General features: G+C 42.5%; 14 protein-coding genes. 9 read left to right on the forward strand and 5 right to left on the reverse strand.

The annotated features are described in order from the left end of the window. Nucleotides 1–12 precede the first annotated feature (12 nt). The 3 genes from NI468_RS13125 to trpB all read left to right on the forward strand — a co-directional run bounded on the left by NI468_RS13125 (nt 13) and on the right by trpB (nt 3,381). Entirely contained in the window at nt 13–864 is an 852-nt protein-coding gene (locus NI468_RS13125; protein WP_004278691.1) for an AAA family ATPase, read from the forward strand. Between the two features lie 13 nt (nt 865–877). Continuing rightward, entirely contained in the window at nt 878–2,065 is a 1,188-nt protein-coding gene (locus NI468_RS13130) for a vWA domain-containing protein (protein ID WP_005252040.1), read from the forward strand. 107 nt (nt 2,066–2,172) lie between these two features. Next, entirely contained in the window at nt 2,173–3,381 is a 1,209-nt protein-coding gene (gene trpB / locus NI468_RS13135; RefSeq protein ID WP_253102222.1) for a tryptophan synthase subunit beta, read from the forward strand. Between the two features lie 129 nt (nt 3,382–3,510). Here the strand turns inward: trpB and NI468_RS13140 are convergent, their stop codons facing one another. The 3 genes from NI468_RS13140 to NI468_RS13150 all read right to left on the reverse strand — a co-directional run bounded on the left by NI468_RS13140 (nt 3,511) and on the right by NI468_RS13150 (nt 4,812). Further along, nucleotides 3,511–3,942 carry a CBS domain-containing protein gene (locus tag NI468_RS13140; protein WP_004278688.1) on the reverse strand — a complete coding sequence of 144 codons (432 nt, stop codon included), beginning with the start codon at nt 3,940–3,942 and terminating at the stop codon, nt 3,511–3,513. Between the two features lie 104 nt (nt 3,943–4,046). Next, entirely contained in the window at nt 4,047–4,427 is a 381-nt protein-coding gene (locus NI468_RS13145; RefSeq protein WP_004645256.1) for a DUF2750 domain-containing protein, read from the reverse strand. A gap of 151 nt (nt 4,428–4,578) precedes the next feature. Continuing rightward, nucleotides 4,579–4,812, reverse strand: a complete 234-nt coding sequence (locus NI468_RS13150; protein ID WP_004278686.1) for an SEL1-like repeat protein — start codon at nt 4,810–4,812, stop codon at nt 4,579–4,581. A gap of 224 nt (nt 4,813–5,036) precedes the next feature. Between NI468_RS13150 and NI468_RS13155 the strand changes: the two genes are divergently transcribed. Then, nucleotides 5,037–5,396: a hypothetical protein gene (locus NI468_RS13155; protein ID WP_034436454.1), complete on the forward strand. Its 360-nt coding sequence runs from the start codon at nt 5,037–5,039 to the stop codon at nt 5,394–5,396. 98 nt (nt 5,397–5,494) lie between these two features. After that, complete coding sequence (locus NI468_RS13160) at nt 5,495–5,818, forward strand: hypothetical protein (protein WP_004645254.1); 324 nt, start codon at nt 5,495–5,497, stop codon at nt 5,816–5,818. Here NI468_RS13160 and NI468_RS13165 read toward each other — a convergent pair. Both NI468_RS13165 and NI468_RS13170 read right to left on the reverse strand, forming a co-directional pair. Beyond that, nucleotides 5,742–7,316 carry a M16 family metallopeptidase gene (locus NI468_RS13165; protein WP_253102224.1) on the reverse strand — a complete coding sequence of 525 codons (1,575 nt, stop codon included), beginning with the start codon at nt 7,314–7,316 and terminating at the stop codon, nt 5,742–5,744. The genes NI468_RS13160 and NI468_RS13165 overlap by 77 nt on opposite strands. After that, nucleotides 7,316–8,725, reverse strand: coding sequence for a M16 family metallopeptidase (locus NI468_RS13170; protein WP_253102227.1), 1,410 nt, complete (start codon nt 8,723–8,725; stop codon nt 7,316–7,318). The genes NI468_RS13165 and NI468_RS13170 overlap by 1 nt, the downstream gene beginning before the upstream one ends. A 177-nt stretch (nt 8,726–8,902) precedes the next feature. Between NI468_RS13170 and ftsY the strand changes: the two genes are divergently transcribed. The 4 genes from ftsY (at nt 8,903) to NI468_RS13190 (ending at nt 12,482) form a co-directional block, all read left to right on the forward strand. Then, on the forward strand, nt 8,903–10,006 hold the full coding sequence (gene ftsY / locus NI468_RS13175) for a signal recognition particle-docking protein FtsY (protein ID WP_004278679.1): 1,104 nt from the start codon (nt 8,903–8,905) through the stop codon (nt 10,004–10,006). A gap of 177 nt (nt 10,007–10,183) precedes the next feature. Beyond that, the gene (locus tag NI468_RS13180) at nt 10,184–10,873 is read left to right on the forward strand and encodes a nitroreductase family protein (protein WP_253102229.1); all 690 of its coding nucleotides are present in this window, start codon (nt 10,184–10,186) and stop codon (nt 10,871–10,873) included. Nucleotides 10,874–11,069: 196 nt separating this feature from the next. Continuing rightward, the gene (locus NI468_RS13185; protein WP_253102231.1) at nt 11,070–11,663 is read left to right on the forward strand and encodes a nitroreductase family protein; all 594 of its coding nucleotides are present in this window, start codon (nt 11,070–11,072) and stop codon (nt 11,661–11,663) included. A gap of 204 nt (nt 11,664–11,867) precedes the next feature. Beyond that, nucleotides 11,868–12,482 (forward strand): DUF2057 family protein, encoded by a 615-nt coding sequence (locus tag NI468_RS13190; protein ID WP_253102233.1) that lies wholly within the window; start codon nt 11,868–11,870, stop codon nt 12,480–12,482. Nucleotides 12,483–12,923 lie beyond the last annotated feature (441 nt).

Below are 12,923 nucleotides of genomic sequence, written 5' to 3' on the forward strand. Positions count from 1 at the left end.
TAAGGTTCAATCATGTCTGCTGATATTCAACAATTTTCAGGTACCGATCAGTACATTGCGACTGACAGTTTAAAACTTGCGGTGAAAGCTGCACGCAGTTTGCAAAAACCGTTGCTGGTCAAAGGTGAGCCGGGTACAGGTAAGACTTTGCTGGCCGAGCAAGTCGCAGAAAGTCTGGGTTTGAAGTTGATCACCTGGCACATCAAGTCCACTACCAAAGCACAACAAGGCCTGTATGAATACGATGCCGTATCCCGCTTGCGCGATAGTCAGTTGGGTGATGACCGTGTCTATGACATCAAGAACTACATCAAGCCGGGTAAATTATGGGAAGCGTTTACCAGTGAAGAGCGCTGTGTCCTGTTGATTGATGAAATTGATAAGGCAGACATCGAGTTTCCAAATGACTTGCTGCATGAACTCGATAAAATGTCATTCTATGTGTACGAGACTGGCGAGACCATTACGGCAACTCAGCGCCCAATCGTGATCATTACCTCAAATAATGAAAAAGAATTGCCAGATGCTTTCCTGCGTCGTTGCTTCTTCCATTACATCGAATTCCCGGATGAAGCCACCATGCGTGAAATCATCGATGTGCATTTTGCCAATATCTCGACCACACTGGTGAATGAAGCCTTACAGGTTTTCTTTAAATTGCGCCAGATTCCGGGTTTAAAAAAACCACCTTCAACTTCTGAACTGATCGACTGGCTCAGCTTGCTGATGGCAGATGATATGCCGGAAGATATTCTGCGCAATACTGATAAATCCAAAGCAATTCCGCCCCTGTACGGCGCATTAATCAAGAATGAGCAAGATGTGCAGTTGCTCGAACGTCTAGCATTTATGTCACGTCGTTAAGGGAGAAACACGCATGTTTGTGCGACTGTTTTATACCTTACGCAAATACGGCGTGCCGGTATCGACCCGCGAACTGATTGACCTCAATCAGGCAGTTGCCGCAGGACTGGTCTTTGCCGATCAGGACGAGTTCTATCAGCTTGCCAAAACTATAATGGTCAAGGACGAGCGCTATTTCGACAAGTTCGATCGCGCCATGAAAGACTATTTTGATGGTATCGCGACCTTTGATCTGGATGAGCTGCTAAATCAGGTGCATAAGCTGCCCAAAGACTGGTTTGATCTGGAGTTGCTGGAAAAGCATTTGACCCCGGAGCAGCGCGAAGAGCTGAAAAAAGCCGGATCGCTGGAAGAACTGATGAAAATGCTGGAAGAGCGCCTGCGCGAACAGCATAAAAAACATCAGGGTGGTAACAAGATGATTGGTACCGGTGGGACTTCACCCTTTGGTGCTTATGGCGATCATCCTGAAGGTGTGCGTATTGGCGGGCCGGGGCGTAAGCGTTCTGCGGTGAAAGTCTGGGAGCAGCGTCAATACCGCAATCTGGACGATGAGCAGATTTTGGGTAGCCGCCAGATGCAGATGGCATTGCGCCGTTTGCGTAAGTTTGCCCGTCAGGGTGCAGCCGAAGAACTGGATATTGATGGTACGATTCGTGAAACGGCTAAGCAGGGTATTCTGGATGTACAATTGGTACCGGAGCGCCGTAACCGTATTAAAGTACTAATGCTGTTTGATATTGGCGGATCGATGGATGCACATATCGCTCAGTGTGAAAAACTGTTTAGCGCCGCCAAAACCGAATTTAAGACTCTGGAATATTTCTATTTCCATAACTGTCTGTACGACTATGTCTGGAAAGATAATGTCCGTCGTTCCAGCTCGCGCATGAATACTTGGGATCTGTTCAATACCTATGGACGGGATTACCGGGTGATTGTAGTGGGTGATGCCAGCATGGCACCCTATGAGTTGAACTCCGTCGGTGGTTCGGTCGAATACATGAATGATGAAGCAGGACAGGTCTGGTTACAGCGTCTGCGTCAGCATTTTGATAAAACCGCCTGGCTCAATCCTGAAGAAGAAAAATACTGGCATTACACGCATACTATTGGTCTGATTAAGCAAATCTTTGAAGATCATATGTTTCCAATGACCTTAAAAGGCATTGAGGATATGACCAAATATCTGGCGCGTTGATTCCATTTATCTATAAGTGACTTTATCTATAGTTATTAGTGCTTTAAAACGAATTATTCTAGTATAAAGTCACTTGTTATACCTTATTCCAATATTCAGGAATTATTATGGCTCATCAAATTAATGGTATTGCGTTGCCCAATGAAGAGGGTTTCTTTGGTCAATATGGCGGTCAGTTTATTCCACCCGATCTGAAACAGGCCATGGATGATATTAATGTGGCCTATCAGGAAATTCGTCAGACTGAAGAATTTCAGAATGAATTGAAAGACCTATTTGCTCATTATGTCGGTCGTCCAAGTCCACTATTTCATGCCAAACGTCTTTCTGAACAGCTCGGTGGAGCCCAGATTTATTTGAAACGTGAAGATCTGAACCATACTGGCGCGCACAAGATTAATCATTGTCTGGGTGAAGCTTTACTTGCGAAATATATGGGCAAGACCAAAGTCATTGCAGAAACCGGTGCCGGCCAGCATGGTGTTGCTTTGGCAACTGCATGTGCCTTGGTGGGTATCCCATGTGAAATTCATATGGGGCAAGTAGATATTGAAAAAGAGCATCCAAACGTCGTCAAGATGAAAATTCTGGGTGCCAAGCTGATTTCTGTGACTCGCGGTACAGCCACACTCAAAGATGCAGTCGACAGTGCTTTTGAAGAATATTTAAAAGACCCGAAAAACTACATCTATGCCATTGGTTCGGTAGTCGGGCCGCACCCATTCCCGATGATGGTACGTGATTTCCAGTCGATTATTGGTGATGAGATTAAAGTTCAGGCCAATGAGCGTTTTGGTGCAAATCCTGACTATATTGTTGCCTGTGTCGGTGGGGGTTCCAATGCAGTTGGCGCATTCACTGCATTTTTAAATGAACCAGATGTGAAACTGGTTGGCGTTGAGCCGGCAGGTCATGGTTTAGATACCGATATGCATTCAGCTACTTTGACCTTAGGTAAACCGAGCCAGTTACATGGTATGGCCTGTTATGTGCTAGAAGATGAACAGGGCGAGCCATTGCCAGTGCATTCAATTGCTTCTGGTCTGGATTATCCGGGTGTGGGGCCGCAGCATAGCTTGCTGAAAGATTTGGGCCGGGTAGAGTACACTACAGCAACTGATCAGGAATGTCTGGATGCATTCATGACACTGTCACGCGTAGAAGGCATTGTACCTGCATTAGAAAGTTCGCATGCGGTGGCTTGGGCCATTCGTGAAGCAGGGAAACTGCCAAAAGATACCAAGATTGTAGTGAACTTATCGGGTCGTGGTGATAAAGACTCAGATTACGTCGCAGAAAAATTAGGTCTAAACTGATTTTATTCAGAATGTTCATATAAAAAATCCCGGTACACATACCGGGATTTTTTATGGATCAGATATAAAACTTTATCTTGGTGTCACTTAAGTGATCTTCAAATGCCTTAGAGAAAGCTAGATGATGTTTTAACCTGAGATATATTGCTGTAACTGTTCAATCAATTTGCGTTGGTCATCCATGGCCGCTTTGACCAAATCCCCAATTGAAATCAGACCGATCAGTTTTTCATGTTCGACCACGGGTAAGTGGCGTAGGTGGCGTTCAGTCATCAAAGATAAACAGTCTTCTACGCTAGTAGCTGTATTTACGGTAATCACTTTAGAGGTCATGATCTCATTAACAGTGGTGTCGAATGAGGTTCTTTGCATCAGGGCGATCTTACGCGTGTAATCCCGCTCTGACAAAATCCCCACCACATTGTCTTCATGGGTTACCACAAGCGCCCCGATTCCTTTATCCGCCATCAAGGTGATGGCTTCTAAAACAGTAGAATCTGGACGGATGGTATAAATAGCTTGATGCATTTTTTCACTGAGCACCTGTGCCACATTGGTCATGCTTAATCATCCTTATTGGTTAATTTATTATTAATCCTAGAGTATGTATTCAACCTGAACATCTCTAAGTGTTTAGGTTTTAGTCTTTATAAATAGCATGTTATTTAAGCAATGTGCAGTCTTTGTTGCGAAAAAAACAGATGACGCATCTGTGCAGCAGTCAGTTTGAGTTTGGTTCCATTGGTGTTGAACAGGGCTGGCGTAACATTCAGTCGCGACAGGGTCGGCAATAATGCATTTTCAAAATCTTCAGAATTGATTTTACGCGGGATGTAATCCGGCCAATGCTGCTGGGCATAATTTTTAGCATCCAGCGGATTGAGCCAGAATGGGAAGATGCAGTCTTCCTGGTCACGCATCATCGCCCAGCCTTGGTGATATGCGCCCCATAGCTCGCCACAATTCATCAAAGATTTAAGCATCGTGATCTTTAACAGAAAGTTTTTGCAGATCGGATCAAATTGAATAATTTTTCGTGGTTTCATTAGAATAAAGTGCTATTGGAGTTCAGGCTCTATTCTAGAAACTTTATATGAAATTACTGTTTCAGCTTTGCAAGGATTCGTAAGAAAATATGTATTGATTGCTACTTATTGAAAAAAGGGCATAAAAAAACGCCACCTAGGTGACGTTTCTTTATGCTTGCATGGTGGCCATGTTCTGCCAGTACTGGGCTTTGAGTGAATCTCGTTCTACACGGAAACCTTGATAATAAAGTTCTGCTAAAAAAAGCGCTGCTTTACCATGGCCAGCACGAGCGGCTTCTTCAAGCTGTTTTACTGCATCAGCAAAGTTCATTTGAGATTGAATGGTATTCACGGCATCTGCGTACAGATGTTCCAGATCGTGTTGAGAGAGTTGTTGTATCATATAAAAACTCCTTAATTTTAATTATGATTACAGGATAGACTATTTAGTCTAAATACAAATATAAATTAGTATTGTTAAACTAATATTACAAAATAATGGAAAAGTCAACTATTCGATTTTATTTGTTTACTTAAGTTATAGTTTAACTGATTAAACTATACACAACTATAAATATTATTAAGCTACATTGTAAATGGATAGCAAACAATAAGGAGAAGGCCATGATGACAAGAACTTTAGATGGTGTGAAATTTGATATGCCTCCGACTGCAGGTCAAATTATGGAACTTGCCGATTTGCATCGTAAAAAACTCGATCAAGCTATATTCAGTAAACATACCCATCTGGGTGATTATGGACTGGCACAACGTAAAGAAGTCTACGACTTTACCCGTGCGCTGGATGAAAACCAGCGTGAGCAGTTTTATAAGCTTTATAATGGTGAGCTGGTCCGCATTGCAGATGAGGATCGTCTGCATCCGCCTGAAGCAGAAGCGGGTTTAAGTAAATTTGCAATTGCACTGGTATTGCTTGTTGTTGCATTGGTGCTGTATTCAACAATTATTACCAGAATCATGAATTAGTCCTCGAAATAGCAGGATTCAGCTCTTATGAATATTCAGTGCGCTGACTTGAACTTATGTAACTGCGACCATACACTACCTCTAACCTGAGGTAGTGTATGTCTATAGATACAGAAAAACTAAGCCAATTTTTCAGCAGAATCAAACTGGAACAGATTTATAACAGTGTGGTTATTTTTATTATTGCGATCATTCTACTTTTAGCCGCATTTGCTCTATATCGTCCGTTGAGCATTGCTCAAGTCACCCAGATTCAGCAACTGTCTAAACAGCAAAACCTTCCCCAAACTCAGGATATGGCACTCGCTTTATTAGAGCAGCAGCATATCCGTCGTGGGCAATATCTTAAATTGATGCAGGCTTATCAGCAGGAATCACTTCGGGCACGTCAGCTTCCGCCGGTCTCTGTGGAGATGCCTTAGGCATAGGGTTTGTTGGTAAGTAATAATTGGCATCCATTAAATTTCGCTCCAAACGCATTTTCAAGGCATTTTGATCCAGTTCTTTATTGACAACGACCAGGGTTAAGCGATCAGGATGAAAATGCTTGCGCACTGCATTTTGTACATCTGCCGCTGTGATTTTAGCCAAGCGTTCTGGATAACTGGATAAATAATCAGTTTGCTCACTATAAAAACCCATATTGCCTAGCTGGGCATTAATGGTGGCATTACTGCTGTAATTATTAGGAAAAGCACGTAACATGCCTGCTTTGGTTTCTTCCAGACGCTGAGTATCAATAGGTTGACTGACAAAGTTGATAAATGCTTGATGTGCGACCTGAATGCTATCTAGCAGTTGATCCTGACGCGTGGAATACTTAAAGCTGAATACGCCCGGTGCCTGACTAAAGCTCAACGAACTATAAGCGCCATAAGTAAAACCACGTTTCACCCGCAGTTCCTGCATCAATACCGCATTAAATCCGCTACCGCCAAACATGCGATTGGCGACCTCTAAAGCCAGTTTATCTTCAGTAAAGCGAGTTGGGCCTAAATGCCCAAAGGTGACATGCGCCTGAGACGAGTTATAGGGTAGATGTACCACTTCAAAACCAGATTGAGTTTCAGGTTGTGGCAATCGCACTGCTTTTTGCCCTTGGGGTAAATTACCGGCAATGCGTTCAGACAGTTCCAGTGCTTGTTTCGGGCTGAGTTTTCCAGTAATGGAAATATTCATATTTTGCGCCACCAAAAACTGATCACGAAATTTTTTCAATAATTCTGCGTTAATTTTCTTGGTACTGCCTTGGGTGCCGCTGATTGGTTCTGCATAAGGGTGCTGACCATATAAAGCGCGATAAAAACGGATATCCATCAGTCGGCTTGGGTTTTCCTGCAGCTGTTTTTGTCCCACTTGGGTATTGCTTAAAGCCAGATTAATGCTGGACGGTTTAAATGACGCATTCTTAAGAACCTCCATCAGCATGCTCAATGCGGGTTCCAGTTTTTCCGGGTCTGAAAGCGTACGCAGACGGACCACAAACATGTCCCGATAGGCTTGTACGCTGAATTGTGCTCCGGTTTGGTCAAAAACTTCCGCCACCTGATTGGCGCTATATTTGTCGGTTCCTTCACGCATCAACTTGGCTGCCATATTGGATAGGCCATATAGACCTTTGGTAATTTCCTGATCACGGGCCGAACCGGCATTAAAGGTCAGCTGGATATCTACCATGGGAAGATCCTGCGTTTCAACGAACAGTGTACGTACCTTATAGCGATTGTTCAGGTCATGAATATAAGGCGCCTGAAATTCTCGTTGCTGATTAATATTTTTTAAACTTTGCAGTAAAGGGATAGACTGTAACTGACTGGGGTTGTCATTTTGGTCAGGTTGAGGGTTAAGATAGTTTTCTGCATGGGTAGCCGAGCTAAGACTTAAAGTTGAAATAAGCAAAAATGGACGAAGCTGAAGCATTATAATCCCCGTTGCTGGGTGTTTTGTTCGGGTGAGAGATAAAGCGTGCTGAGATTCTCACGCACAAAATAGGCGTTGGCGACGCGCTGGATATCCTGAACACTGACACTTTCAAAGTGTTTCGGTAATTCATACATCAGGCGATAACTCAAGCCATTGACCTCTAGATTTCCAATCATTTTGGCTTGTCCGGCAATATCATCCTGGCTATAGATCAAATTGGAAATAAAGCGGGTACTGATACGATCCACTTCCTGTTGGGTCATCGCTGTAGTTTTAAGTAAATCCACTTCATCCTGAATTGCTTGTTGTGCTTCTTGCAAAGAGATGCCCGGCGCAGGTAAGGCAGAAATACCAAACAGGCTGTCGCCGCGATTATAGGGATCATAAGAAACGCTGACAGAGGTCAGAATTTTACGATCACGTACCAATCGGTCTTGCAGGCGCGAAGAAATGCCACTGTCCAAAAGACTGCGAATAATGGTCAAGGCATAAGCATCTTGGGGGTTTTTGGCAGTGCCAAGGGATTTTACATTCCAGGTCATGTACAGATTGGGCACCTGAACATTGCTATTGATCTCCATATGGCGATAACCCAAACGCTCAAACTCCAGTACGTCATTGCGCGCCGGTGTTGGACGTGCGGGAATGTCAGCAAAATATTTTTGTACCTGAGCCAAAGCAGCTTCAGATTCTACATTCCCCACAATCACCAGAATGGCATTATTCGGACTGTACCAATCCCGGTACCATTTTTTGACATCATTCAACTGAATATTATTCAGAGTTTTCATGTGTCCAATCACCGGCTGGCGATAATGACTGGTCGGATAACTGACCCATTTAAACCGTTCAAATGCTTGCGCCCGCGGATTGTCATCGGTACGCTGGCGCCGTTCTTCCATGACGACTTTAATTTCTGGCTCGAAGTCCTGCTGCCGCAATAATAAATTGCTCATACGGTCAGACTCAAGTTCCAGCGCCATAGGAAAATAGGCCTTAGGATACAGCTGATAATAATTGGTGTAATTGGTAAAGGTAGCCGCATTGATACTGCCGCCATAAATCCGGCTCAGACGGGTAAATTCGTCATTTGGCACTTTATGAGTGCCTTTGAACATCATATGTTCAAGCGCATGTGATACCCCCAGAATATTTCCAGATTCATCGCTGCTGCCGACTTTGTACCAAATCTGTGTCATTACCATGGGCGCACGATGGTCTTCCCGAATGATGACTTTTAAACCGTTACTTAAAGTGGTTTCAAAAGTAGTCCGTGACAATTCGATTCGGGTTTGTGCCTGGGCCGGGCCAAAGCTCAGACTAAACAATACCGCTGCACCGAGTGGATAAAGCGTCTGTTTGATCATTTGCGAGAAAGAGGAGATAGTCGAAAAGGTGATGAACACTAGATCTCCTGAAATAGGCATTTGTATTTAGAGTTATTTTTAATAAATGTGTGCTTGAAAGCAACCGAGAGCTGTAGCTTTTTGGTATGTTTGTCCAGCATTTGCATTGCTAGCTGCAAAGCAGGCAAGTTATGGTAGAATCTGGGTTTTTAACGCAATGCTTTTCAAGGATTCGGCATGCAACAGCAATCTAATGGGCAAAACAAATTTTTGATTGATGCTGATATCGGAGATGATGATGTCACATTACCGAGCTTACCTGCGGTCAATGTGCCTATCGTAGAAACGCCAAGCGAAACAGCTGTAGTTTCTGCACCTGTCGAAACAGAAACTGAAAATGAAGATTCTGCGGCGAAAGGTGGCTTCTTTAGCCGTATGAAAGTGGGTTTAACCAAAACCCGTAAAAACCTTGCCGATGGGATGGTAAATATCCTGATCGGTGGTAAAGAAATTGATGATGAATTATTAGAAGAAGTCGAAGAGCAGCTTCTGGTGGCCGATATCGGTGTGGAAGCCACCAAGACCATTATCGCTAACCTGACTGAACGTACGGCACGTGGTGATTTGATCTATTCGCATTCACTCTATAAAGCGCTTCAGGAAGAACTGGTGGCTTTATTGGCACCACGGGTAAAACCGCTGCATATTGATCCGAATAAATCGCCTTATGTGATTCTGGTAGTTGGTGTGAATGGTGTCGGTAAAACGACTACCATTGGCAAGTTGGCAAAGCGCTTGCAAGGTGAAGGCAAGACCGTCATGTTGGCAGCAGGCGATACTTTCCGTGCGGCTGCAACTGAACAGCTCCAGATCTGGGGTGAGCGTAATAATATTGCGGTTGTTGCTCAGGGTCATGGTGCTGACTCAGCTTCAGTGATTTTCGATGCTTTTGAAAGTGCGCGTGCCAAAGGTGTGGATGTATTGATTGCAGACACAGCGGGCCGTTTGCATAACAAAGGTCATTTGATGCAGGAATTGACTAAAGTAAAACGTGTAATGCAGAAAATTGATGCCACTGCACCTCATGAAGTGATGTTGGTGGTCGATGCCGGTACTGGTCAGAATGCTATTAATCAGGTCGAGATGTTTGATGAGGCGGTAGGCTTGACGGGCTTAACTATTACCAAACTTGATGGTACTGCCAAAGGTGGGGTACTGTTTAATATCGCCAGTCGTACTCATGTGCCGATTCGCTTTATTGGTGTGGGTGAAAAAATTGATGACTTGCGTCCATTCTCTGCCAAATCTTTTGTTGCTGCATTATTTGAAACTGAAAAATAAATAATGCGCAATGCTTCACACAAACTCCGCCAAGTGCGGAGTTTGTTGTTTTTGGCTGGTTTGAGTGTTGTAAAAATCAACAGCAAAACCACCACTAAATCTGCCTATCTTAATAAAGGCCTTATAATTGTAGGGGATTCTCTAAGCTGATTTGGCTTGTTTGTTGTGGGGTAGAAAATGGCATTGCTAAATAAGATTGGTCAGGTATTAACAAGCGATATAACCAAGGATTTTAAATTTTCAAGAAAAAATAAACTGAATGATGATTTAGAACTGACTTTTGTCGATCAATTGAAAAAGCGCCGTAGTATCGATCAACTCGGTAAGCGGGTACATTATAGTCAGGCTTATCTTGGCGAAATCATTCAGGAAGCAGTGCGGAGTTGTCCTTCGGCTTATGATTCTCAAACTACGCGCATTGTGGTGTTATTTGCAGATTCTCATCATCAATTCTGGGAAATTGTGAAACAGGTGCAGCGTCAGTATATGCCGGCACATATTTACGAAGGAATTGAAATCAAGTTGAATCAATGTGCTGCGGCCTATGGCACGGTTTTATTTTATGAAGATCAAGCCGTGATTCAACAATTACAAAAGAAAATGCCATTAAATAGTGAGGATTTTCCAGCATGGTCGGAACAAACTTCCGGTATGGCGCAATTTGCCGTATGGACGACGCTGGCAGATTCTGGCTTAGGGGCATCCTTACAGCACTATAATCCACTGATTGATGAAAGGGTCGCAGAGCATTTTCAGATTGAAAAGAACTGGTTGTTACGCGCACAACTTTGCTTTGGGTCAATTGAACAAACAGTAGCAGAAAAATTACAAAAACCGGATCAGCATCGTTTCAAAGTATTTAATTAAAAGTTTATAGAACACTTTATATGTGACAGCATGGAAGCTGCGGATAAAATCAGATACAAATACGCTACTCAGATCTAAATCTGATTGTTCTATAAATAAAACACATTGTTATCGAAATGCACCTGTCTTGGGTGCTTAAAGCACGTAATATAACTTTATCGATTTTCAAATAATCAAAATATACAGAGGTGGGTTCATGGCATTTTTAGATCAAATCAAACAACGCCGTAGCATTTATTCAATTGGAAAAAATGTAGATCTGGATCAAGCAGAAATTGAGAAAATCATTAAAGATGCGGTGAAGCACAGTCCGTCATCTTTTAACTCGCAAACCTCGCGTGTGGTGATTTTATTTGGTCAATCACATGATACCTTCTGGCATATTGTACGTGAAACTTTACGTGACCTTGTTTCAGCAGATGCATTTGAATCAACCAATAGCAAGATCAATGCTTTTGCAGCAGGTTATGGAACCGCTCTGTTTTATGAAGATCAGAATGTGGTGAAGTCGATGCAAGAGCAGTTTGCACTCTATGCAGATAACTTCCCGGTCTGGTCTGAGCATTCTTCCGCTATTGCACAGTTTGCAACCTGGACCGCTTTGGCAGAAAAAAATATCGGTGCTTCATTGCAGCACTACAATCCAATTATTGATGAAGAAGTTGCACAAACTTTCGAGATTCCATCTCACTGGAAACTTCGTGCTCAACTGGTATTTGGTTCGATTGAAGCTCCTGCAGGTGAAAAAATCTTTATGGATGATGCAGAGCGCTTTAAGACTTTTGCATAAATGATTTTAGATCATAAAAAAAGAAGCATTTTGATGCTTCTTTTTTTATGTCTTAGAGTTGTATTTGGATATGATGGGGTATATTTAGCCAAATAAATGCTAAGAACACAGGCTGTATCACTCCAGCCTTTGTCATAAGATTGTCATTTAGACGCGGCATAGTGCGGCTAATTTTTAATAAACAACCAAAAATGAGTAAAGGATATGGATTTACGTATTGCGGCAACTGCAGCAGTGTTTCTGTTTAGCACATCAGTTTTTTCGGCAGTGACCGTCACAGTACCTGAAGAAATAAAAATTGTTGCCGTAAATGATCAGGAGGTGAACTCGGGTCTATTGCGTTCTAATCAGACTTATAGCTTGGATGCAGGTGTAAATGCGATCAGTGTACGCTATAACGAATTTTTCCAGCATTCAGACAATTCACATGACATTTTAAAGTCGGGTGTGGTTACGGTAAAAATACCCAGCCTTAAAGATGGCGAAACTTATCGTTTAGGACTCATTCAGGCGCCTAAAGATTTTGATGCAGCGCAAAAATATAAAGATCAGCCCATTATTGGTCTATATGATGCGAAAAATCAGCTCTTAGTCCAGCAGGCGGGCACTAAAGATGCAGCGAAACCATGGTTTGGAAATCGCGTGTTGACTAAAAAATTAGATATGACGACTCAAGTTGCGACACCAGTTCATCAACCGGCAGCTGTATATACTCAGTCAGCAGACCAGAATGATCAGCAGCTGATTCAATTATGGCAAAAGGCTTCTAAAGCTGAGCGTCAAAAATTTATGACTTGGCTGGCTGAGCAGGCAAATTAAAATATTTTGATGAAGAATCAAAAAGATCACCATTAGGGTGATCTTTTTTTATGAGATGAGGGCTGGAAAATTAACATTTGCTTAAACTTTTCATGCGGAATTAGCTAGAAAAACGCAAAAAAAGTGTTAAAAATAGCCTTTTAGATTAAAAAATAAACGTATGGTTGGTTTTTTTGGATATTTTTAAGAAAATCCCTTGCGCTCGTTTTGAAACTGTATAGAATACGCAGCACACCAACGCAATGCATGAAACAAAACGTTAAATGATTGGGTTGGAGCTTAAAACTGATGAGGTTTTAAGAAAGATCATTAAGAGATTATGAAGAACAACTTGTGTGGATTTTTACTGATTGATTGATCGAAATTATTTTCATTGATTGATGGTAGAAATTACTCGAAGTTTATTTGAGAAATATTTGTCAGAAAATTGATGAGCCAAGA

Source organism: Acinetobacter lwoffii (genome assembly GCF_024129355.1).
Lineage (GTDB): Bacteria > Pseudomonadota > Gammaproteobacteria > Pseudomonadales > Moraxellaceae > Acinetobacter > Acinetobacter lwoffii_I.

Excerpts from the sequence above, each read along its gene's own strand:
- NI468_RS13125 (WP_004278691.1), top strand. The coding sequence starts at position 13 with ATGTCTGCTGATATTCAACAATTTTCAGGTACCGATCAGTACATTGCG.
- NI468_RS13130 (WP_005252040.1), top strand. The coding sequence starts at position 878 with ATGTTTGTGCGACTGTTTTATACCTTACGCAAATACGGCGTGCCGGTA.
- trpB (WP_253102222.1), top strand. The coding sequence starts at position 2,173 with ATGGCTCATCAAATTAATGGTATTGCGTTGCCCAATGAAGAGGGTTTC.
- NI468_RS13140 (WP_004278688.1), bottom strand. The coding sequence starts at position 3,942 with ATGACCAATGTGGCACAGGTGCTCAGTGAAAAAATGCATCAAGCTATT.
- NI468_RS13145 (WP_004645256.1), bottom strand. The coding sequence starts at position 4,427 with ATGAAACCACGAAAAATTATTCAATTTGATCCGATCTGCAAAAACTTT.
- NI468_RS13150 (WP_004278686.1), bottom strand. The coding sequence starts at position 4,812 with ATGATACAACAACTCTCTCAACACGATCTGGAACATCTGTACGCAGAT.
- NI468_RS13155 (WP_034436454.1), top strand. The coding sequence starts at position 5,037 with ATGACAAGAACTTTAGATGGTGTGAAATTTGATATGCCTCCGACTGCA.
- NI468_RS13160 (WP_004645254.1), top strand. The coding sequence starts at position 5,495 with ATGTCTATAGATACAGAAAAACTAAGCCAATTTTTCAGCAGAATCAAA.
- NI468_RS13165 (WP_253102224.1), bottom strand. The coding sequence starts at position 7,316 with ATGCTTCAGCTTCGTCCATTTTTGCTTATTTCAACTTTAAGTCTTAGC.
- ftsY (WP_004278679.1), top strand. The coding sequence starts at position 8,903 with ATGCAACAGCAATCTAATGGGCAAAACAAATTTTTGATTGATGCTGAT.
- NI468_RS13180 (WP_253102229.1), top strand. The coding sequence starts at position 10,184 with ATGGCATTGCTAAATAAGATTGGTCAGGTATTAACAAGCGATATAACC.
- NI468_RS13185 (WP_253102231.1), top strand. The coding sequence starts at position 11,070 with ATGGCATTTTTAGATCAAATCAAACAACGCCGTAGCATTTATTCAATT.
- NI468_RS13190 (WP_253102233.1), top strand. The coding sequence starts at position 11,868 with ATGGATTTACGTATTGCGGCAACTGCAGCAGTGTTTCTGTTTAGCACA.